Origin of the sequence: Photorhabdus laumondii subsp. laumondii (genome assembly GCF_003343245.1) — a bacterium.
GTDB classification, from domain to species: Bacteria; Pseudomonadota; Gammaproteobacteria; order Enterobacterales; family Enterobacteriaceae; genus Photorhabdus; species Photorhabdus laumondii.
Window position 1 is genome coordinate 1,577,237 of the sequence record NZ_CP024901.1, and the last position, 24,166, is coordinate 1,601,402.

Below are 24,166 nucleotides of genomic sequence, written 5' to 3' on the forward strand. Positions count from 1 at the left end.
ATCGGTGAGCCTTTTTTACTGCGGGGTAATAGATATTCATTATATTATAGTTCACTGTTCAAGAATTATTTTTATTAATAAGTTTTATTGGTTATAATTTCATTGCCAAAAAAGTAAGGTGTTATTATTTTATTTACTTGTACTGTTTTGATGGTTATAATCTGCATGGTTATTTACGGAGATGGAATAAATAATTGACGAGCCTTTATATCTTAGTTTAATTGTTACTCTATTATCTTCTCTGTATTTTCAATATTATCGCAGAAAGAGATCTGCGATAATAATCTTTCTGAATTTGGCGTTTTCCTTGTTATATCCATTTTATTAGTAAATTACTTTTTGGAAAAGAGTATGTCTGATAAATTCGTGCAAACAATATCTGATGTTAATTTTAATGGTTGTTTATTTATTTATTTATTTATTTATTTATTTAATTTTTTTGCTATTAAAAATCAGAAGATTTCACTATTTCATGAGAACTTAAATATTCTCAATAACGGGTACATCCGTTAGGTGCCGTGGTTTTCTGTTTAACCCAAATAATAAATTAAAGGACTATTTATGGGTAAATCATCAAATAGAAGTACAGAGTACATATTTACGGGAAAATACTACGACGACGATGATAATATCGATAATAGTATTACTGCTATTGGTATTGGTGGTAACGTTTATGCTTATGGCGGAGATGATGATGTTACCGTTGGTTCATTTAAAGTCGATGTATACCATACAGATGGCGACCTTGCGGTAAAGGGGGCTTCAGGTTACACCGGTATTCATAAAACGGGAAATGGCGGGCTGTCATTTGCAGGGGCAGCCGGTGCGGTTTTTATTAATCACACGGGTGAAACGGGAAATTTAAATTATTCGGGTGTGGCCGGTTATAATAAACTGGTTCGTAAGGGTTTATCTGGTGATAGCAGTTTTAAAGGCGGCGGTGGATACAATCAGTTATGGCATGAAACTAACCGGGGAGATTTAGATTTTGCCGGCGCAGGGGCAGGCAATAACATTGACCGTACCTGGTTTAATCGTTATCAAGATTCACAGGGAAATGTGATATTTAATGGCGCAGGCGTGACAAACAACATCAATTCGCGGGTAGAAAGCGGTGACATCATTTTGCATGGTATTGGTACTGATAATCATATTGTGCGTAGAGGTAGAAACGGTGATATTCTCTTGCGTGGTGTAGGTGCAGCGAATCGCATTGAGCGTATACGCCACAGTGAAGATAAGTATGGACAGACACAGGGTGATATTACTCTTGAAGGTGCGGGGGGATATAACACACTCTATTCTGATGTTGCTCACGGTAATATTCATTTTACCGGTACGGGGGTTTATAACAAAATTGCCCGAGTAGGTGTGAGAAACGAAATAGAATTTGCTCAGGCTAAAGATATTATCATGACATCGGCAACAATGGAGGGAGATGGGACTCAACAATCTCGGCAAGTTAAAGCGGTTAAATCCGCGGTAGAGCCTGATACTTATCTCTTTGCCATTGCCAATAATATTAATACTAAAGTTGTCGCTGTACGGCTGCGAAATAATCCTGATACCGGTAAGCTCCGTTATTATGCCACTTCTTGGTATAAGCAAGGTGATCATCTTGAGGATATTGCTAAGGAAAATATCAATACAAATAATGGATTTATCCCCGTTAAAGGGGACGATACTATTACGCTTGCCAATATTAATGTGGTATATCGACAAAAAAACACAATACAGGGTGTTGTGAAGGCATTATTAACCGATAAATGGGGGAATTATGCCCGTGGGATCAATATTAAAGCGGAAGATGTCATACTGGCTAGTGCCAAAATAGGAGGGGACACACTTTCTTCTAATGGGCTGAAAATCGATGTCTCTCCGGTTAAATCAAACACGCAGCCGAATACTTATGTGTATGCAATATTCCTGGACCCTTATACCAAAGTGGTTGAGGTTAAGCTGGCGAATGATAGTGAAACAGGGAGGCTGAAGTATATTGCAAGATCTTGGTATAAAAAAGGTGACCATACTGGCCGCATAGCAAATGAAACTTTTTCCTATCCTTATGGTTATCGATTAATAAGAGCTGGTTATACGGTAAGTGAGCTTCACTATAAGTTAAATGTAACAGATGATATTACTGATTGTTTGACTGATCTTAAAAGCTATTTTGAGCAAGATGTTATCAAATCATCAAAGAGTGGCGGTGATAGTTCCGGTAATATTTATTTTAGCGGCGCAGGGGGCGGAAACATTATTAAATCTGATGTCACGCGGGGAGATATTAATTTCACAGGGTTGGGGGCAGCGAACGTTATTTTGCACGACTCAAAGTTCGGTGATACGCATTTTGACGGTGCGGGTGCCGCCAACGTGATTGTAAAAAAAGGTGAAAAGGGCGATCTGACATTCCGTGGCACGGGTTTAGCCAATGTTCTGGTTCACCGGGGTCAGAGTGGGAAAATGGATGTTTACGCCGGTGGCGCGGTAAATGTTCTTGTGCGTATCGGGGATGGGCAATACCTGGCTCATCTGCTGGCTTATGGCAATATCTCAATCCACAAAGGCAACGGTAGCAGCCGGGTGCGGATGCTGGGCGGATATAACACGCATACTCAGATAGGTAATGGTGATGGAAACTGGTCAGGGAAGGGCGGTTTTAACGTTATCACTCAAGCGGGAAAAGGGAGCATCTCCTCCGTACTGTTAGGTGGCGCTAACGCACTGACTAAGCTCGGGGCGGGCAGTCTGGTTGCCGGTATGCTTGGCGGTGCCAATATTATCAGCCATCTCAGTGAGGAGACTGAAACGTCAAATACCACAGCAATAGCGTTGGGCGGTGCCAGTATCCTGACTAAAAAAGGGACAGGCCATGCGCAGGCGGTCATGGGCGGCGGGGCAAATGTCCTTACGCATATCGGGGACGGCAATACCACGGGCGTTATGCTGGGTGGCGCGAATATCTTGACTAAAGTCGGGAGTGGCGACTCGACCGGCATTATGTTCGGCATAGGCAACGTGTTGACCCATGTCGGCGACGGTTTGACGCTGGGCGTGATGGCTGCGGCAGGCAATATCTTCACTAAAGTTGGGGAGGGGACATCTATCGCAGCCTTGACTGGTACTGGCAACCTGTTTACCCATATCGGCAAAGGGGATGTCTGGGCGCTAATGGGCGGTGCAGTGAACGTCTTTACCAAAGTGGGTGACGGTGATGCGCTGGCATTGATGGTCGCGGCGGGCAATGTGTTTACGCATATTGGGGATGGCACCAGTGTTGCGCTGATGCAGGCAGAAGGCAATATCGCCACGAAAGTGGGTAATGGTATGACGTTGGCGGCGATGATCGGCAAAGCCAATATTTTTACCCATGTCGGGGAGGGCAATACCTTTGCGGCCCTGATTGGCGGGGCCAATGTGCTGACCAAAGTCGGTAACGACCAGACAGCCGCTTTAATGATAGGGAAAGCCAATATCTATTCCCATGTGGGTAATGGCCCCAGTATCGGTTTGTTTGCCGGTGAACTGAATGTCATGACCAAAGTGGGTGAGGGGACAACGCTGGCGGCCATGTTTGGTCGGGCTAATATAATGACTCATGTGGGGGATGGTTTAACCGGCGTGTTAGCACTGGGTGAGGCTAATATCGTTACTAAGGTGGGTAATGATTTTATGGGGGTTGTTGCCACGGTGAAGGCGAACGTTATTACGCATGTCGGCAATGCGGTAACCGCCAGTATCCTGTTTGGCAAAGGCAATATTCTGACCAAAGTGGGCGACGGTACTACAGTCGGCCTGCTTGTTTCCGATGTGGGTAACGTGATGACCCATATTGGAGAAGGCTCAACGGTGGGGTTTGCCAAAGGAAAAGCCAATCTTATCACCAAAATTGGCGATGGTGCCGGGGTGAATGCGGCTTGGGGGGAAGCGAATATCCTGACCCAAGTGGGGAATGGCGACCGTTATAATTTCGCGAAAGGTCAAGCCAACCTGATGACCAAAGTGGGGAAGGGACAGGAAGTCACGGTAGTTCAGGGGGATGCCAACATTATCACCCATGTGGGTAACGGTGACGATTACACCGGTGCCTGGGGCAAAGCCAATGTTGTCACTAAAGTCGGTGACGGGCGCAATGTGGTGCTGGCGAAAGGTAAGGCCAACATAATTACTCAGGTAGGTCAGGGAGACAGCTTTAATGCCTTATGGAGCGAAGGCAATATTGTCACCAAAGTGGGAGACGGTATGCAGGTGACGGTGGCAAAAGGGAAAGCTAACGTAACGACAACCGTAGGCAATGGCTTAAATGTCACCGCTGCTCATGGTGACTCTAATATAAACACTCACGTAGGTAATGGCGTTTCGGTTAACCTGGCGTGGGGTAAGCACAATATTAATACCAAAGTGGGCAATGGCCTGAATGTGGCGGTCATGAAAGGCCAGAGTAACGCCAATATTCAGGTGGGTCATGGTTTAGCGGTTAATGCCTCTTATGCGCGCAATAATGTGGCGATTAAGATAGGTGAGGGTGATTTTTACAGCCTGGCGGTTGCCGCGAGTAATACGGAAAGCAACAAACTGGCCGCTTTCTTCAACAATATCAAACAAACGGTACTCGGTGTGATGGGCAGTCAGGCGATCAACTATCTGGTGCAGGGGGAGGAAGTTAACACGTTTGGCATTCATAAAGGCAGAGGGGCGATTCATTTAGCAGAAGTTTCTACTATTGATGGCTTCCAGATGGAGGCAATTGCGCCGGTAAGTTCAGACTTAAATTATCGTCTCAATGGTACTGTGACCGCGGTAGAGACGCCTGATGTGGATGTAATAGAAAGTGTTTTAAATCAAAAAACGCGATCGATATCAGATCAGAATAATAATCTGATTATTAATGGTGATTTTGAACAGGGTAAGCTGGGCTGGCAGTCAACTCATGGTATAGAGGCGTATGGTTCAGCGAGTGCTTATGGTCTTGTTATTGCCGGTCATGGAGAACGCGTCAGTGAACTTGATGCGGAGAGAAACACCACGATTTACCAGGATCTGCAAAACTTGTCTGAAGGAGAAGTGATTTCACTGAGTTTTGATTTTGCTCATCGTTCCAATACCTATGTTATCAACAATGGCATGGAAGTTTTCTGGAATGGACAATGGGTATTCTCAGCTTCTGGCAATGCAATAGAGTGGAAAAGTAAAACGCTGGAATTAATTGCACGGGCAGGCAGCAACCGCATTGAGTTTAAAGGAACCGGTTTGAATGATGGTGTAGGCTATGTTCTGGATAACGTTGTTGCAAAATCTGAGAACCCACTACAAACCGATGTGGTTACCGAACACGCGAAACAGGATAAAGCGGCGCAAAATGCATTAAACGATAAAGAAAAAGCGGAAAAAGATCGCCAACTGTTGGAACAGGAACAAGAGAAACAACTGGCAGGAATTGCGAAATCGCAATCCCAGTTGGAATTAACGGATCAGGCAGCAGTTAGCCAAAATGGGCTGACACAACGCAATGCGATAGAAGCAGAAGCGCAGGCGGAGACTGGCAAATTGATTTCCATGACGCAAGGTTTGGCGGTGCTTGATAACCATGCTAGTTACAGCGGCCAATCAGGTGACCCGTGGCGCAATCCGTTTGCGGCCGAGTTCTTGAACCATGTTCAAAATGAGTTGTATTACGTCAAATTTATTGCACAGAAAAAATTAGCTAATGCCCGACAGGCTATTGCGGATAACCAACAACAAGTCAAAAAAGCAGTTGCGAAAGCGGAAGCCGGCGTAGCACAAAGTGAGCAGCATTGTGTCAGTGCAAAACAAGATATTGCAGCGGCTCAGGAAAAAGCAGAATTAAGAAAAATAGAGGCGGTATTGCAGCAACAGCAAGCCAAAGAAGCGGAAAATGACGCAAATATTGCCTATCAGGGGGCGGAATATCGGGGTAAACATGATATTGCGGTGGCTGAAAGTAAGATTACTCAAGTACAAGTCGATGCCAAAGTAGCAAAACAGAGCGATTCCCGACCTGATCGTACCGGTGCTGGGGGGAGTGGTTTATCGGGCAAAGCCTACGAATCGACAGGCGCGGGAGAAACCGGTAGCCATATTGATCCCGAATTGGTGCCGGAAGCTGAAAAAAAATTCTACGAGGGGCTGAGCGAAGAAGAGCTACAGGCGCTGGATAGTGTTGAACAATTGGTTGATCATCTAAAGATAAATGCCAGTATTCATGCGGAAAATACCGGCGTTTTAACTGCTTCAAAATTTGCTAAAGGGCAATCTGGCAGTATGGTGATGCCAGCGTCGAACAGTCCAGGTGAATTTGTCAGAAGAGTGCCGCGAATTTCAGGCATTAATCTGAAATCGTTGGGGGATGATATCAAGCTAGGACAGAAGGGAAATTCCGCAATATTTGAAAGTGCAAAATTTAATTTATTGAAAGAGGGCAGTAAGCTGTTTATCAACCCTGATGAACGAACATTAGGGCAGAAAAGGCCGCTTAGTCAAGCGATGACTGCTGTACGTGATATTTTCTATAAAACGATGAGTCATTTCGATGAGGAACATGTATTGCAGTTTGAACAGGTGATAGCTGACTGGCAACAGCATAGCCCAAAGGAATTTGCTCTACGCGCCAATCAAGTGAACTTAATACGTTTTAGGATGGGCCGGGTAATGGAGTACTTGCAGGCCCAGCGTGCCGAATCCGCAAAGGTGCTTGGGATTGCCGTGTCGCCTCAGCGTGCTGAACAACTTAGTCAACGCGTCATCTTTGATGGAACCGGCCGGGTGGTCGGTTTAAAAGGAAGTGTCACCCAAGACGAAATTAATCATCTTATTGAGTGGAAAATTACCCCCTTGACCCGAGCGAATTCAACCGCTGAACGGGAAGCGCCTAAGACCGAAAGTGAAAGTCTGATTGCTTTTATGAGCCGGTTGGAAGCCGCAAATATCCCGGAAGCGATGCCTTTGATTGAACAGGCCAGGGGACTCTGGCTCATCGGGCAAGTCACCTCGAAGGAAACTATCAAGTTATTTAATGATGCTGCCAGCCAGCTACAGGCATACCCGGAGCTACAGGCTTTGGTACTGTCATTACAGGCTGATGCTCACAAAAAAAAGTCGACTACCCAATATATTGATAACTTATTTGGCCGTCGTTTTGATTCTGAAGTGGCCCATACGTTGGTGAAAACCGCGTCACCGGATGCGATAGCCGTCTCCAAGCGGATAGGTCAGTTTCTGGTGCAGGAGTTTGAGTTGTATATGCAAAATACTGCTAGCTCAACTATCCGCGACGGACAGATTACTAACGGGCAGATGGCTATCAGGATGCACGCTTTTGCCGAAAAAATTAAAAAGGATATCCGCCCCTGGTTCAGCCGGGTGCCAGAACTGACTACATTCTTGCAAAAACCGACCTTGGATAACTTTAAGATCATGATGACTAAGGTGGATAACGGGTTTGAAATGATCAAAATTCCGTTTCTGGCGGTAAAAATGTCGAACACGGATGGTATGGGGTTACATTTATCTCAATGGAAGGCGGAAGCGGATATTTTCTATCGAGGTGAGATCTATAAGGCCCGTTCGACCAGTAATACATTAACTCATCGTGCTGATGTGACCCACACAGTGGAATTAATTGACCAGCAAACCAACGATTATGGTATTGCACTGCCCTACCAGCCATCTGGTGATCAGTATGACGATTTCCTGTCTGGCAGAAAGGTGGCGGCAGGCAGTGTGCTGACGCCCGGACAGGAAACCGTGCTTGAACGTAACGCTCTGGCGCAAGGGCATTCTGTGGTAACGGGGGCATCGGGCTCGACTAATATCATGGTTCACCTCAATAACTATATTGCCCGTCAAGATCCCACTTTCTCGCAGGAGCAGGCATACCTTAATACGTTGGCGTTTTTGGTGTTTGATGGCGGCCATTCGGTTAATGAGAGTTTGGTGGTTTACAAAGCGTTGCAGGCGACCAGTGATGAGCGTCGGCAGGTACTACAACACTACACTGCCAGTTATATGGATCTGATGGATATTGCCGGAGATAAGGGAGAACGATGGATAAATCAGGCATTAAATAGCGCATTTGAGAAAACTCTGCACTTTTATCGAGAAAATACCCCTGAGAGAAAACGGAACGATGTTCCGGTAGAAGCATTACAGGCGTTATCGGGCAAAAATGGAACGTCAGAGTCGCTATTCATTAAGGATGGTGGTACTTCACCGCAGGATAAAGCCGCTTTAAACCCAGTGACCCGATTCTTTAACAACGAACTATATGGTTTTAAAGAAGATAAAAATCAGGATAGGGTGAAGAATTCGCAGCAAAAGAATGACAATCGTGGGACGCGTTTTGATGGCCAGATCATTATTCAGATGGAAGATGACCCGATCGTGGCAAAAGCCGCGATCAATCTGGCGGGTAAACACCCGGATTCCAGCGTGGTGGTTAAATTGGATGCGGATGGCAAATATCATGTCATTGATGGTGATCCTGCCGGATTGTCAGGCAAGTTGCGTTGGCAAATTGTGGGGCATGGCCGCGACGAATCGACACAAAATAATACGCGCCTGAGTGGTTACCGTGCTGATGAATTGGCAATCAAACTAAAACAGTTCAGTCAGGACTTTGAGCAGGCAGGTAAACCTGAGCGTATCAGCATCGTGGGTTGTTCACTGATAAGTGATGATAAGCAGAATGGTTTTGCCTACCGTTTTATGTTTGCTTTAGATAAACAGGGTATCCGTAGCGAGGTTTCAGTACGCCGAAGTGACGTGGCTGTTGATGCAACAGGTCGTAAATTTACCCGTGATAAAAATTATCAGTGGGTTAACAGATTGGACGATAACAAACAGGTGTTGTGCTGGAATGAAGAGGGGGAACTCACGGCCACAACAGAGAGGGAGCGTTGTGGGGTGGCTGAAAGCGATATCAACCTTGCCCGGGTGGGGTACACGGAAGCTGATTCAGTAACCAGAGGGGCAATTGCGGATAACCATGATGTTTTCATCGCGCCAAGGAAGCGCAAAAACAGGATAGAGCCCGGTTCAAATCCTCAATCGGATAAGCCGCTGAGTTACGCCGGGAATATACAGGTAAACGTGGGTGATGGTGAATTTACCGCGATCAACTGGGGAACCTCGAACGTCGGTATCAAAGTGGGTACGGGCGGCTTTAAGTCACTGGCTTTTGGTGACAACAATGTGATGGCGCACATTGGGGAGGGTGACAGTAAGCACAGTGTTAATCTGGGTGGTTATCAGGCTTTCGAAGGGGCGCAGGTGTTTATTGGTACTCGTAACATCAGTTTCAACCAAGGGCGCAGTAATGACCTGATTGTCATGATGGATAAATCCCTCTCTACACCACCGCTGGTTAATCCATTTGATGGTACTGCGCGTATTTCCGGTGTACTAAAGTCTATTGCTCGTTCTGGTGAAGAGCAGAACTGGTTAGCGGTGCAGGATCAGCAGTGGACGTTATCGGGTGCGGAAAAATTTGTGCGTGACATGTCGGGTTTAGACCAAACCAGTAGTGTGGATTACAAGACATTGGTTGATCTGGATGCGCAGCACGAGCGCAGTAGCCGGGGTTTGAAAAGTGACACAGAAACAGCATTGAACAAAAAATACCACCGATGGTTGAGTGATAACAGCAATGATATTGATACCAGTAAAATGAGCCGTGTGGATAAATTCCGTCAGGCCAATGAAAAACTGATTTTCAATTTTGCAGTAGGTGGTCGAGGGGCGGACATTCAGGTCACAACTGGTAGCTGGAACTTTATGTTCGGTGACCATATTCAATCGATTCTGGATACCAACCTAGGTTCGTTGTTTGGCCTGATGACGCAGCAATATTCAGCAACGGGTATAGCGAAGACAACCTTTACCTACAAGCCCCAGGACTTACCGCGCCAGCTTAAAAACAAACTGTTGGGTCGGTTAGCCAGTGTGAATGCAGAGACCACATTAGCGGATATTTTTGGTGTGGATTGCACGCCGGAAGGGCAGATTGTTGCCCGTACTGGCGAGCCGGTTGATGGCACGGCGATTTTGCGAGAGATGCTGGAAATGATTAAGCAGTTTGGGGGGGATCAATTCCGTGTCTTCGCTGATCCGGATAAATGGATTGAGGGGTTGAAACAGCACATCGATATGGGTGCTGATGGTATTAAATCATTTCTTATCAGTCATGGGCTGAAAGAGAAAGCGCCTGATGAAAATCGGGAAGAAAGTGTGCCGGGTGTTATCAACAGTGGGAATAGTCAGGTTGATAACAAACCAGAGCGGGCATTGGGCTTTCATTCGCTGAACTTACCTAACCTGTTTGCGACGATATTTAACAGAAATAAACAAGAAGAGATGAGGTCATTAGTGACCAATCTGAAAGAGAATCTCACCGCCGATCTGCTCAATATGGAGCAGAAAACGTTTGATTTCCTGCGTAACAGTGGTCATTTGCATGATGATGGCGATATCCATATCTCGTTAGGGAACTATAACTTCAACTGGGGCGGTGACGGTAAAGATCTCGGTGCTTATCTGGGCGATAACAACAACTTCTGGGGGGGACGTGGAGAGGATGTTTATTACGCCATCGGTATTTCCAACCTCTTTACTGGCGGGGAAGGCAATGATCTGGGTGTCCTGATGGGGCGTGAAAACTGGATGTTTGGCGGTCATGGGGATGATACCGCGGTAATAGCCGGGCGGATTAACTATGCTTTTATGGGTGAAGGTAATGACCAGACATTTGTTTTTGGTGAAGGCGGGCTGATTGATGCCGGTAGCGGGTATGATTATGTTGTGACTGCGGGAAACTACAACCGGGTGGAGACCGGCGAAGATCAGGATTATGCCGTGACCATCGGTAATAACAACTGGGTTGAATTGGGGGCAGGCCATGACTTTGGTTGGGTGTTTGGTAATGACAATCGAATTGATGGCAACACGGGTGACGATGTTATTAAACTGATGGGTTATCATGCGGTAATTAATGGCGGAGAAGGTGATGACCACCTGATAGCGGCCACTATTTCGAAGTTCAGCCAGTTTGATGGCGGAGAGGGTCAGGATCTGCTAGTGCTGGGCGGTTATCAGAACCATTTCCAGGGTGGTGCAGGGGTAGACAGCTTTGTGGTCAGTGGCCAGGTGATTGACAGTCAGGTTGATGATATCAATGCGGAAGATATGATTGCCTTTAACGATATTGACTGGCAAGATTTGTGGTTCCAGCGCAGTGGATATGATCTGGTGTTATCAGTAAACCGTCCTACACAGGATAAAACCGCGCAGGGTATCTTTGAATCAATAGGTTCAGTCACCTTTAGTGATTACTTTAATGGTAACCGTGCCAAACTGGTGATGCGGATGGGGGATAAGAATGCCTTGGGAGAGCGTGAGTTTACTGCGCTGTCGGATAATGCAGTTGATACCTTAATCCAGGCAATGAGCAGTTTTGCACCCACTGTGGGGGATAATGGTTTTATTGACAATCTGGCGAGTCAGGCGAAAATCGTCATGGCAACGGCGTGGGCAGATACCACTGAGGGTAAGGTGCAGTTTGCGTAATTAATTCGCAAAAATAAAAGTTAAAATGAATAATAAAAAAGGCTCACCGATTCGATGGGTCTTTTTTAATGCTAAGTAACGGACAGGGCGGGATTCTGCTTTGTATAAAAAATTAATCGCCACACGGATGTTGATAATTTCACATATTCAATATGATTTTATGGATAGGTTTTGATATCTCTTTTGTATGTTTATTGAGCGCTAAAAAGGTTGTTTTTACCCATAATAACCATATTAAAAATGTTAGATCTGGCCTTGGAGTAATAGATGTCCATTATAGTTTTCTAAGTGATAATTATTTAATTAATTATTTAATTATTTAATTATTTAATTGTTTAATTGTTTTGTTCGTTATAGTTTTTTTTGTAAAAAAGTAAGATGTTATTGTTTTATTTGCTTTCATTCTTTTAATGGTTATAATCCGTGTGGTTGTTTACGGAGATAGAACAAAATAATTGATGAGGATTTATGTCTTAGTTTAGGCGTTACTTTATTATCCTTTCTGTATTTTAAATATTTTCGTTAACAATCTTTCTGAACTGGGTGTTTTTCTTATTACAACCATTTTATTAATAAACTCCTTTTAGGGAAAGTATGCCTGATAAATTCGTGTAAGTAATATTTGATATTAATTTTAATAGCGTTTTTTATTTATTTAAAATTTCTCCATTAAAAATCAGGGTATTTCATTGTTTCATGAGAACTTAAATATTAAAAAACGGTTTTCTCCATTAGATATAGTTACAGTGATTTTCTGTTTAACCCAAATAATAAATTAAAGGACTATTTATGGGTAAATCATTAAATAATATAAGTGCAGAGTTCCTCTTTACAGGAAAACACTACGACAATAATAACGGTAATAGGATTGCTGCTATTGGTGTTGGTGGTGATGTTTATGCTTTTGGCGGGGATGATGATGTTACGATTGGTTCATTTAAAGTCGATGTATACCATACAGATGGTGACCTTTCGGTAAAAGGGGCATCAGGTTATACCGGTATTAGTAAGACGGGAAATGGCAGACTGTCATTTGAGGGGGTAGCTGGTGCAACTTTCATTGATCACATAGGTGAAACCGGGGATTTATCTTATATGGGTGCTGCTGGCTATAACAAACTGGTTCGTAAGGGGGTGTCGGGTGATATCGGTTTTAAAGGGGCCGGTGGATATAATCAGTTATGGCATGAGACTAACCAGGGAAATTTAGGTTTTGCTGGTGCAGGGGCATACAATGACATTGACCGTACTTGGTTTAATCGTTATTCAGGTTCACAGGGGAATGTGGTTTTTGATGGTGCCGGCGCGGCAAACAGCATCAATTCACGGGTAGAAAGCGGTGACATCATTTTTCAGGGTGTTGGCGCTGATAATCATATCGTGCGTAAAGGTAGAAGCGGTAATATTGTCTTACGGGGGGGCGGGGGCATCGAATCGCATTGAACGTATACGCGGTAAAGGTAAGTATGTACAGACACAGGGCGATATTACTTTTGAAGGGGCGGGGGGATATAACACCCTCTATTCTGATGTTGCCCACGGAAATATTCATTTTGCTGGTGCAGGCGCTTATAACAAAATTACCCGATCAGGTGTGAAAAATGAAATAGAATTTGCTCAGGCTCAAGACATTGTGATGACATCGGCAACAATGGAAGGAAGCTGGATTCAACAATCCCAGCGAGTTGAAGCGGTTAAATCCGCGGTAGAGCCTGATACTTATCTCTTTGCCATTGCTAATAATGTTAATACTAAAGTTGTCGCTGTGCGGCTACAAAATAATCCGAATACCGGTAAGCTCAGTTATTATGCCACGTCTTGGTATAAAAAAGGCGACCATCTTAAGAATATTGCCAGGGAAAATATCAATGTAAATAATGGATTTGTTACCATTAAAAGGAACGATGCTATTATGCTTGCCAATATTGACGTGATATATCAACAAAAAACCACAATACAGGGTGTTGTAGATAGATTATTTGTCGATAGATGGATACATTATGCCCGTGAGGTCAACATTAAAGCGGAAGATATCACACTGGCTAGCGCCAAAATGGAAATAGAAGAGGACGCACTCTCTTCTCATGGGTTGAAAATCGATGTCTCTGCGGTTAAATCAAACATTCATCCGAATCATTATGTGTATGCAGTATTTCAGGAGCCTTATACCAAGGTGGTTGAAATTGAGCTGATGAATGATAGTCAGACAGGGAGACTGATATATATTGCAAGATCCTGGTATAAAAAAGGTGACTATACTGACCGCATAGCGAATGAAACTTTTTCCTATTCTCAAGGTTATCAATCAATAAAAGCGGGTTATACGTTAAGTCAGCTTCACTATAAGTTAAATGTAACAGAGGATATTACTGATTGTTTGACTGATCTTAATAATGATGTCGGGGAAGACCTTATGACATCATCAGAAAGTAGTGGTGATAGCTCCGGTGATATTTATTTTAATGGTGCAGGGGGTGGGAACGTTATTATGTCCAACGTGATGCACGGTAATATTTATTTCACAGGAGCCGGGGCCGCTAACGTTATTTTGCACAGTTCAACATTCGGTGATATTCGTTTTGAAGGTGCGGGTACCGCTAACGTAATTGTAAAAAACGGCGAAAAAGGGGATCTGACATTCCGTGGTGCCGGTTTAGCTAATGTTGTGGTTCACCAGGGCCAGAACGGGAAAATGGATGTTTACGCTGGTGGCGCGGTAAATGTTCTGGTGCGGATCGGGGATGGGCAATACCTGGCTCATCTGTTGGCCTATGGCAATATTTCAATCCACAAAGGCAACGGTGACAGTCGGGTACGGATGCTGGGTGGATACAACACGCATACTCAGATAGGTAATGGTAGTGCGAACTGGTTTGGGATGGGCGGTTTTAACTTCATTACTCAAAAAGGTGCTGGGAATATCGTTTCCGTACTTTTGGGCGGTGCTAGCGCGATTACTAAACTCGGGACGGGTAATCTGGTTGCCGGTATGCTTGGCGGCACCAATATTATCACCCATCTCAGTGAGGAGAGTGAAACCGCCAACACCTCCATCATTGCACTGGGAGGAGCCAACGTTTTTACCAGGAAAGGGAAAGGCCATGCATTAGCGATCATGGGGGGCGGTAAGAACGTCTTTACGCATATTGGTGAAGGCAAGACCACGGGGGTGATGCTGGGTGGCGCTAATACCTTGACTAAAGTCGGAAAGGGAGACATGACCGGTGTCATGTTCGGCATAGGTAACGTGCTGACCCATGTCGGTGACGGTTTTGCACTGGGTGTGATGGCTTCGGCAGGCAATATCTTCACCAAAGTTGGGGACGGGACAGTGATTGCGGCTCTGATTGGTGCGGGCAGCCTGTTTACCCATATCGGCAAAGGGGATGCCTGGGGGTTAATGGGGGGATTGGGGAATATTTTTACCAAAGTGGGTGACGGTGACGCGCTGGCATTAATGGCAGCCGCGGGCAATGTATTTACGCATATTGGGGAGGGTTCAAGTGTTGCGCTGATGCTGGCAAAAGGCAATATCGCCACGAAAGTGGGTGATGGCACGACGTTGGCGGCGATGATTGGCTTGGCCAATCTCTTTAGCCATGTCGGGGATGGCAATACCTTTACAGTCATGATTGGTGGGGCCAATGTGCTGACCAAAGTCGGTCATGACCAGACCGCCGCCGTAATGATGGGGAAAGCCAATATTTTTACCCACGAGGGTAATGGCGCCAGTATCGGTTTGTTTGCCGGTGAACTGAATGTGATGACCAAAGTCGGTAAAGGCACAACGCTGGCGGCCATGTTTGGTCGGGCTAATATCATGACGCATGTGGGGAATGGCTTAACCGGCGTGTTAGCACTGGGTGAAGCTAATATTGTCACCAAAGTGGGCGATGATTTTATGGGGGTTGTTACAGCGGCAAAAGCGAATGTGATTACACATATCGGCGATGCGACAACCGCCGGAATCCTGTTGGGCAAAGGCAATATGCTGACCAAAGTAGGAGACGGTACCACAATTGGTCTGCTTATTTCCGATGTGGGTAACGTGATGACCCATATCGGCGATGGTTTGACTGTAGGATTTGTTAGCGGTAACGCTAATCTTATCACCAAAATTGGCGATGGCACCGGAGTGAATGCGGCGTGGGGGGAGGCGAATATCCTGACTCAGGTGGGAAATGGCGACCGTTACACCTTTGCGAAAGGTCAGGCAAACATCGTGACCAAAGTGGGGAAGGGACAGGAAGTCACGGTGGTGCAGGGCGATGCCAACATTATCACCCATGTGGGGAACGGCGATGATTACACCGGCGCCTGGGGCGAAGCCAACGTTGTCACTAAAGTGGGTGACGGGCGTAATGTGGTGTTGGCGAAAGGTAAGGCCAACATCATCACTCAGGTCGGTGAGGGAAACAGCTTTAATGCCTTATGGAGTGAAGGCAATGTGGTCACCAAAGTGGGAGACGGTATGCAGGTGACGGTGGCGAAAGGGAAAGCTAACGTCACCACGACAATAGGCAACGGTTTAAATGTCACTGCCGCGCAGGGCGATGCTAACATTAACACTCATGTGGGTGATGGCATTTCGGTTAACGTGGCGTGGGGGAAATATAACGTTAATACCAAAGTGGGCCATGGCCTGAATGTGGCGGTCATGAAAGGTCAGGGTAATGCGAATATTCAGGTGGGGAATGGTTTATATGTGAATGCCGCTTATGCGCGCAATAATGCGGCGATTAAGATAGGCGGGGGGGATTTTTACAGCCTGGCGGTTGCCGCGAGTAATACAGAAAGCAACAAACTAGCCGCTCTCTACAACAATATCAAACAAATGGTACTCGGCGTGGGGGGCAGTCAGGCGATCGACTATCTGGTGCAGGGGGAGGATGTTAACACGCTTAGTACCCATAGAGGCAGGGGCGCGATTCATTTAGCAGAAGTTTCCGCTATTGATGGCTTCCAGATGGATGTAACTTCTCCGGTAAATTCAGACTTAAATTATCGTCTCAATAGTGCTGTAACAGGGGTAGAGATGCCTGATGTGGATGTAATAGAAAGTGCTTTAAATCAAAAAACGCGATCGATATTAGAGCAGAATAATAATCTGATTATTAATGGTGATTTTGAACAAGGTAAGTTGGGTTGGCAGTTTACCAATAATATAGAGGTATATGGTCCAGCGAGTAATTATGGTCTTGATAATACCGGTCATGGTAAACGTGTCAGTGAACTTGATGTGGAGGGAAACACCACGATTTATCAGGATCTGCGTAATTTGTCTGAAGGCGAGGTGATTTCACTGAGTTTTGATTTTGCTCATCGTTCCGATATCGATGTTATTCAAAATGGCATGGAAGTTGTTTGGAATGGAGAACGGGTATTCTCAGTTATTGGAAATTCGATAGAGTGGAAAACTAAAACGTTAGAATTAATTGCACAGGCAGGCAGTAATCGCATTGAGTTTAAAGGAACCGGTGAGAATGATGGCATGGGTTATATTCTGGATAACGTTATTGCAAAATCTGAGAAACCGCTACAAACCGATGTGATTATCGAACATGTAAGAGAGGATGAGGCGGCGCAAAATGCGTTAAGCGATAAAGAAAAAGCGGGAAAAGATAGTCAATTGTTGGAGCAGGAAAAAAAGCGGCAACTGGCAGCGATTGCGAAATCGCAATCCCAATTGGAATCAACGGATCAGGCAGCGCTGAATCGAAGTGGGCTGGCACAGCGGAATGCGATAGAAGCAGAAGCGCAGGCCGAGGCCGACAAATTGGTTTCCATGACGCAAGGTTTGGTGGAGCTTGATGACCATGCAGGTTACAGTGGTCAATCAGGCGACCCGTGGCGCAATCCGTTTGCTGCCAAGTTCTTGAGCTATATTCAAGATGAGTCGAATTACGCCAAATTTATTGCACAGAAAAGATTAGCTTATTCCCGACAGGTTATTGCGGATAACCAGCAACAAATCGAAAAAGCGGTTGCGAAATCTGAGGTCGGCGTAGCACAAAGTGAGCAGCACCATGCCGGTGCGAAACAAGATATTGCAGCAGCTCAGCAGAAAGCGGCGTTAAGAAAAGAAGAGGTATTATTGCAGCAGCAGCGGGCCCAAGAAGCGGAAAATGATGCCAATATCGCTTATCAGGAGGAGCAAGATCGGGGGAAACGTGATATTGCGGCGGCTGAAAATAAGATTGCTCAAGTACAAATCGATGCCAAAGTAGCAAAACAGAGCGATGCCAGACCTGATCGTGCCGGTGCCAAGGGGAGCGGTTTAGCGGGCAAAGCCTACGAATCGACAGGCGCGGGGGAAACCGGTAGCCATATTGATCCCGAATTCGTGCCGGAAGCTGAAAAAAAATTCTACAAAGAGTTGACCGAAGAAGAGCTACAGGCGCTGGAGAGTGCTGAACAAGCGGTTGAGCATCTACAGATAATGGCTGGTATTCATGCAGAAAATACCGGCGTTTTAATGGCTTCAGCGTTGGCCGAAGGACAATCTGACGATAGTGTGATGCCGGCATCGAACCGTTCAGATGAGTTTGTCATAATAGAGCCGCAAATTTCAGGTATTAACCTGAAATCGTTAGGGAATGATACCAAGGTAGAACAGCAGGGAAATTCCGCAATATTTGAAAGTGCAAAATTTAATTTATTAAAAGAGGGCAATCAACTATTTATCAATCCCAAAGTACAAATATTGGGATGGAAAAGGCCGCGTAGTGCAGTTCTGACTGTTGTACGTGATACTTTCTATAAAACGATGAGTCATTTCGATGAAGAACATGTATTGCGGTTTGAACAGGCGATAGCTGACTGGCAACAGAATAGCCCAAAGGAATTCGCTCTATACGTCAGTGAAGTGAACTTAATACGCCTTAGGATGGACCGGATAATGGCGTACTTACAGGCTCAGCGCGCTGGAGCCGTAGGGGTGTTTGGGATTGCCGTGGCACCTCGGTTTGCGGAACAATTTACTCAACGCGTCATCTTTGATGGAACCGGTCGGGTAGTTGGTTTAAAAAGCGGTGTCACCCAAGACGAAATTAATCAGCTTATTGAGTGGAAAATTACCCCCTTGACTCGAACGAATTCAACCGCTGAACGGGAAGCGCCGAAGACTGAGAGTGAAAGTCTGATTGCTTTTATGAGTCAATTGGAAACTGCCAATATCCCGGCAGTGCTGCCTTTGATTGGACGCGCCAGACAACTCTGGCTCACCGGACAAGTCACATCGGAAGAAACTATCAAGTTATTTAATGACGCCGTCAGCCAGTTACAGGGCTACCCTGAGTTACATGCTTTGGTTCTGTCATTACAGGCTGATGCTTATAAAGAAAAGTCGACTACCCAATATATTGACAACCTATTTGGCCGTCGTTTTGATTCCGAAGTGGCCCATACGTTGGTGAAAACCGCGCCACCGGATGCGCTAGCCACCTCCAGACGGATAGGTCAGTTTCTGGTGCAGGAGTTTGAGCTGCATATGCAAAATACTGCTGGCTCAACTATTCGCGATGCACAGATTGCTTTCAGGATGCAAGTTTTTGCCGAAAAAATTAAACAGGATATCCGCCCCTGGTTCAGTCAGACACCAGAACTGATCACATTCCTGCAAGAACCGACCTTGGATAACTTTAAGATCATGATGACTAAGGTGGATAACGGGTTTGAAATGATCAAAATTCCGTTTCTGGCGGTAAAAATGTCGATCACAGACGGGATGGGGTTACATTTATCTCAATGGAAAGCGGAAGCGGATACTTTCTATCAGGAAGAGATCTACAAGGCCCGTTCGACCAGTAATACATTAACGCATTATGCTAATGTGACCCACACAGTGGAGTTAACTCAGCAGCAAACCAATGATTATGGTATTGCATTGCCCCACCAGCCATCCGGTGATCCGTATGAAAATTTCCTATTTGGCAGAAATGTGACGGCAGGCAGGGTGCTGATGCCCGGACGGGAAACCGCGCTTGAACGTAACGCTCTGGCGCAAGGGCATTCAGTGGTGGCGGGGGCATCGGGCTCAACCAATATCATGGTTCACCTCAATAACGATATTGCCCGTCAAGATCCTACCTTCTCGCGGGAACAGGCGTACCTTAATACGTTGGCGTTTCTGGTGTTTGATGGCGGCCATTCGGTTAATGAGAGTTTGACGGTCTACAAAGCGTTACAGGCGATGGGTGATGAGCGTCGGCAGGTACTGCAACATTACACCGCCAGTTATATGGACCTGATGGATATTGCCGAAGATAAGGGGGAACAATGGATAAATCAGGCATTAAATAGTGCATTTGAGAAAACCCTGGACCTTTATCGGAAATATTCCCCTAAGAGAGAACGGAACAACTCTCCGACGGTGGCATCGCAGGCGTTACCAGATAAACATGGCGCGTCAGAGTCAGTATTCATTGAGGATGAGAGCACTTTGCCACGGGATAAAACTGCTTTAAACCCAGCACCCCAATTATCTAACAGCGAACGGTATAGTTTTAAAGAAGATCGCAGCTATATCAGTGATGAGACGCAGACGATACTTAATAATGTGGTGAAGAGCTCTAGGCAAAAGAGTGACAATCATGGGACCCGTTTTGATGGTCAGCTCATTATTCAGATGGAAAATGACCCGATTGTAGCAACAGCCGCAATTAATCTGGCGGGTAAGCACCCAGATTCCAGCGTGGTGGTTAAACTGGATGCGGATGGCAAATATCATGTCATTTATGGTGATCCTGCCGAATTATCTGGCAAGTTGCGTTGGCAAATTGTGGGGCATGGCCGCGACGAATCGGCACAAAATAACACTCGTCTGAGTGGTTACCGTGCTGATGAATTGGCAATAAAACTCAAACAGTTCAGTCAGGACTTTGCGCCGGCAGGTGAACCTGAGCGCATCAGCATCGTGGGCTGTTCACTGATCAGTGAGGATAAGCAGCATGGTTTTGCCCACCGTTTTATTATCGCTTTAGATAAACAGGGTATCCGTAGCGAAGTTTCAGCGCATCGTAGTGACGTGGCCGTTGATGCAACAGGCCGTAAATTTGCCCGCGATAAACATCATCAGTGGGTTAACAAATTGAAGGATAACAAACGGGTGTTGTACTGGAATGAAGAGGGAGAACTCGCGACGACAACAGAGCTGGAACGTTGTGGGGTAGCAGAAAGCGATATCAACCTTGCCCGGGTGGGGTACACGGCAGCGGATTTAGTCACTAGAGGGGCAATTGCGGATAACCATGATGCGTTCACTGCGCCAAGGAAGCCCAGAAATAGGATAGAGCCGGGTTCAAATCCTCAATTGGGTAAGCCGCTGAGTTACGCCGGGAATATGCAGATAAATGTGGGCGATGGCGAGTTTACCGCGATCAACTGGGGAACCTCCAACGTAGGGATCAAAGTGGGTACCGGCGGCTTTAAGTCACTGGTTTTTGGTGACAGCAATGTGATGGCGCACATCGGGGAGGGTGACAGTGAACACAGCGTCGAGATTGCCGGTTATCAAGCGCTTGAAGGGGCGCAAATGTTTATTGGTACTCGTAACATCAGCTTCAACCAGGGACGCAGTAATGACTTGATTGTCATGATGGATAAATCTATCGCTACGCCACTGCTGGTTAATCCATTTGACGGCCCGGCGCGTATTACCGGTGTACTGAAGTCTATTGCTCGTTCCGGCACAGAGTGGAACTGGTTAGCGGCACAGGATCAGCAGTGGACGATATCGGGAGTGAGAAAGTTTTTGTGGAACATGTCGGGTTTAGACCAAACCAGCAGTGTGGATTACAAGACGTTGGTTGATCTGGATGCGCAGCACGAGCGCAGTAGCCGGGGTTTGAACAGTGACATGGAAACAGCATTGAACAAAAAGTACTACCAATGGCTAAGTAATAACGGCAATGATACTGAGACCAATAAAATGAGCCGTGTGGATAAATTCCGTCGGGCCAATGAGAAGCTGATTTTCAATTTTGCGGTAGGTGGTCAAGGGGCGGACATTCAGGTCACAACCGGTAGCTGGAACTTTATGTTCGGTGACCATATTCAGTCGATTCTGGATACCAACTTGGGTTCGTTGTTTGGCCTGATGACGCAGCAATATTCAACAACGGGTATGGCGAAGACCACATTTACCTATAAGCCCCAGGATTTACCGCGTCAGCTTAAAAACAGACTGCTGGGGCGATTAGCCGGTGTAAATGCAGAGACCACGCTGGCGGATATTTTTGGCGTGGATTATACCCCAAAAGGCCGAATTGTTGCCCGTACCGGCGAGCCGGTTGATGGCCAGGCGATTTTGCGAGAGATGCTGGAAGTGATTAGGCAGTTTGGGGGGGATCAATTCCATGTTTTCGCTGATCCGGATAAATGGATTGAGGGGTTGAAACAGAACATTGATATGAGTGCTGATGGTATTGAATCATTTCTTGTCAGTCATAGGCTGAAAGAGAAAGCGCCAGATGAACATCGGGAAGAAAGCGTACCGGGCGACATCAACACCGGGAATAGTCAGGCGGATAACAAACCAGAGCGGATATGGGGTTTTAATTCGCTGAATTTGCCTAACTTGTTTGCGACGATGTTCAGTAAAGATAAACAACAAGAGATGAAGTCACTCGTGACCAATCTAAAAGAGAATCTTACTGCGGATCTACTTAATATGGAGGGAAAAACCTTTGATTTCCTGCTTAACAGCGGCCACCTGCGAGGGGACGGTGATATCCATATCTCGTTGGGGAACTATAACTTCAACTGGGGCGGTGAAGGTAAAGATCTCGGTGCTTATCTGGGCGATAACAACAACTTCTGGGGAGGGTACGGAGATGATGTTTATTACTCCATCGGCACAGCTAACCTCTTTACCGGGGGGGAAGGCAATGATCTGGGCGTTCTGATGGGACGTGAGAACTGGATGTTTGGCGGTCATGGGGATGATACCGCGGTAATAGCCGGGCGGATTAACTATGCTTTTATGGGTGAAGGTAATGACCAGACATTTGTTTTTGGTGAAGGCGGGCTGATTGATGCCGGTAGCGGGTATGATTATGTTGTGACTGCGGGAAACTACAACCGGGTGGAGACCGGCGAAGATCAGGATTATGCCGTGACCATCGGTAATAACAACTGGGTTGAATTGGGGGCAGGCCATGACTTTGGTTGGGTGTTTGGTAATGACAATCGAATTGATGGCAACACGGGTGACGATGTTATTAAACTGATGGGTTATCATGCGGTAATTAATGGCGGAGAAGGTGGTGACCACCTGATAGCGGCCACTATTTCGAAGTTCAGCCAGTTTGATGGCGGAGAGGGTCAGGATCTGCTAGTGCTGGGCGGTTATCAGAACCATTTCCAGGGTGGTGCAGGGGTAGACAGCTTTGTGGTCAGTGGCCAGGTGATTGACAGTCAGGTTGATGATATCAATGCGGAAGATATGATTGCCTTTAACGATATTGACTGGAAAGATTTGTGGTTCCAGCGCAGTGGATATGATCTGGTGTTATCAGTAAACCGTCCTACACAGGATAAAACCGCGCAGGGTATCTTTGAATCAATAGGTTCAGTCACCTTTAGTGATTACTTTAATGGTAACCGTGCCAAACTGGTGATGCGGATGGGGGATAAGAATGCCTTGGGAGAGCGTGAGTTTACTGCGCTGTCGGATAATGCAGTTGATACCTTAATCCAGGCAATGAGCAGTTTTGCACCCACTGTGGGGGATAATGGTTTTATTGACAATCTGGCGAGTCAGACGAAAATCGTCATGGCAACAGCGTGGGCAGATACCACGAGAGGCAAAGTGCAGTTTGCGTAATTAGTTCTCAAGAATAAAAGTTAAAATGAGTAATAAAAAAGGCTCACAGAATAGGTGAGCTTTTTTTTACCGCTGAATAACAAATACTCATTATGTGAATCTAATGATTAATTTCATTTGTTATTATTATTATTTCCTGACTAAAAAAGTAGGATATTATTATTTAGTTTACTTATATTATTTTAATAGCTATAATCTGTGTGGATATTTATGGAAATGGAATAAAATAATTGATCGTAATTGATGAAATTTTATATCTTAGCTTAGTCGTTACTTTATTCTCTTCTCTGTATTTTCAATATTATCGCGGAAAAAAATATCTGTGTTAACGCTCTTTTTGAATTTTTTATTTATACCCGTTATCTTTCAAGTTGCCTCTTTGTTGGCTGCCCCGGTCACATAGTTATCTATGCTCCCGGGGATTTGTTCCCTTGCCGTCGCGATGCATCTCGAAATCCATAGGGTATATCTCATTCGATGGATTTGTTTTAAGGTGTTTATAAATGCATTAAATTGAAACTTTTCTGAACTTAATATTTTCTTTTTTATATTTATTTTATTAATAAATTACTTTTTGTAAAAAATATGTTTGATAAATTCGTGCAAACAATATCTGATGTTAATTTTAATAGCGGTTTTTTTCTTTATTTGATTTTTTGCTATTAAAAATTCAGAAGATTTCACTGTTTCGTGAGAACTTGAATATTCAAAATAACTGCCCTATTTGTTAGGTGCAGTGGCTTTCTGCTTAACTTCAATAAT

Annotated in this window: 3 protein-coding genes; all 3 read left to right on the forward strand. The window is 45.4% G+C overall.

The window, feature by feature from the left end; translation table 11 throughout:
• The first annotated feature begins 561 nt into the window (after positions 1-561).
• The 3 genes from rtxA (PluTT01m_RS06920) to rtxA (PluTT01m_RS06925) all read left to right on the forward strand — a co-directional run bounded on the left by rtxA (PluTT01m_RS06920) (position 562) and on the right by rtxA (PluTT01m_RS06925) (position 23,404).
• Positions 562-11,580, forward strand: a complete 11,019-nt coding sequence (rtxA, locus tag PluTT01m_RS06920) for an MARTX multifunctional-autoprocessing repeats-in-toxin holotoxin RtxA (protein WP_011145660.1) — start codon at positions 562-564, stop codon at positions 11,578-11,580.
• 789 nt (positions 11,581-12,369) lie between these two features.
• Positions 12,370-13,023, forward strand: coding sequence for a hypothetical protein (locus tag PluTT01m_RS27440; protein WP_232507903.1), 654 nt, complete (start codon positions 12,370-12,372; stop codon positions 13,021-13,023).
• Entirely contained in the window at positions 12,986-23,404 is a 10,419-nt protein-coding gene (gene rtxA / locus PluTT01m_RS06925) for an MARTX multifunctional-autoprocessing repeats-in-toxin holotoxin RtxA (protein ID WP_332370320.1), read from the forward strand. Before PluTT01m_RS27440 ends, rtxA (PluTT01m_RS06925) begins: the two co-directional genes overlap by 38 nt.
• The last annotated feature ends 762 nt before the right edge of the window (positions 23,405-24,166 follow it).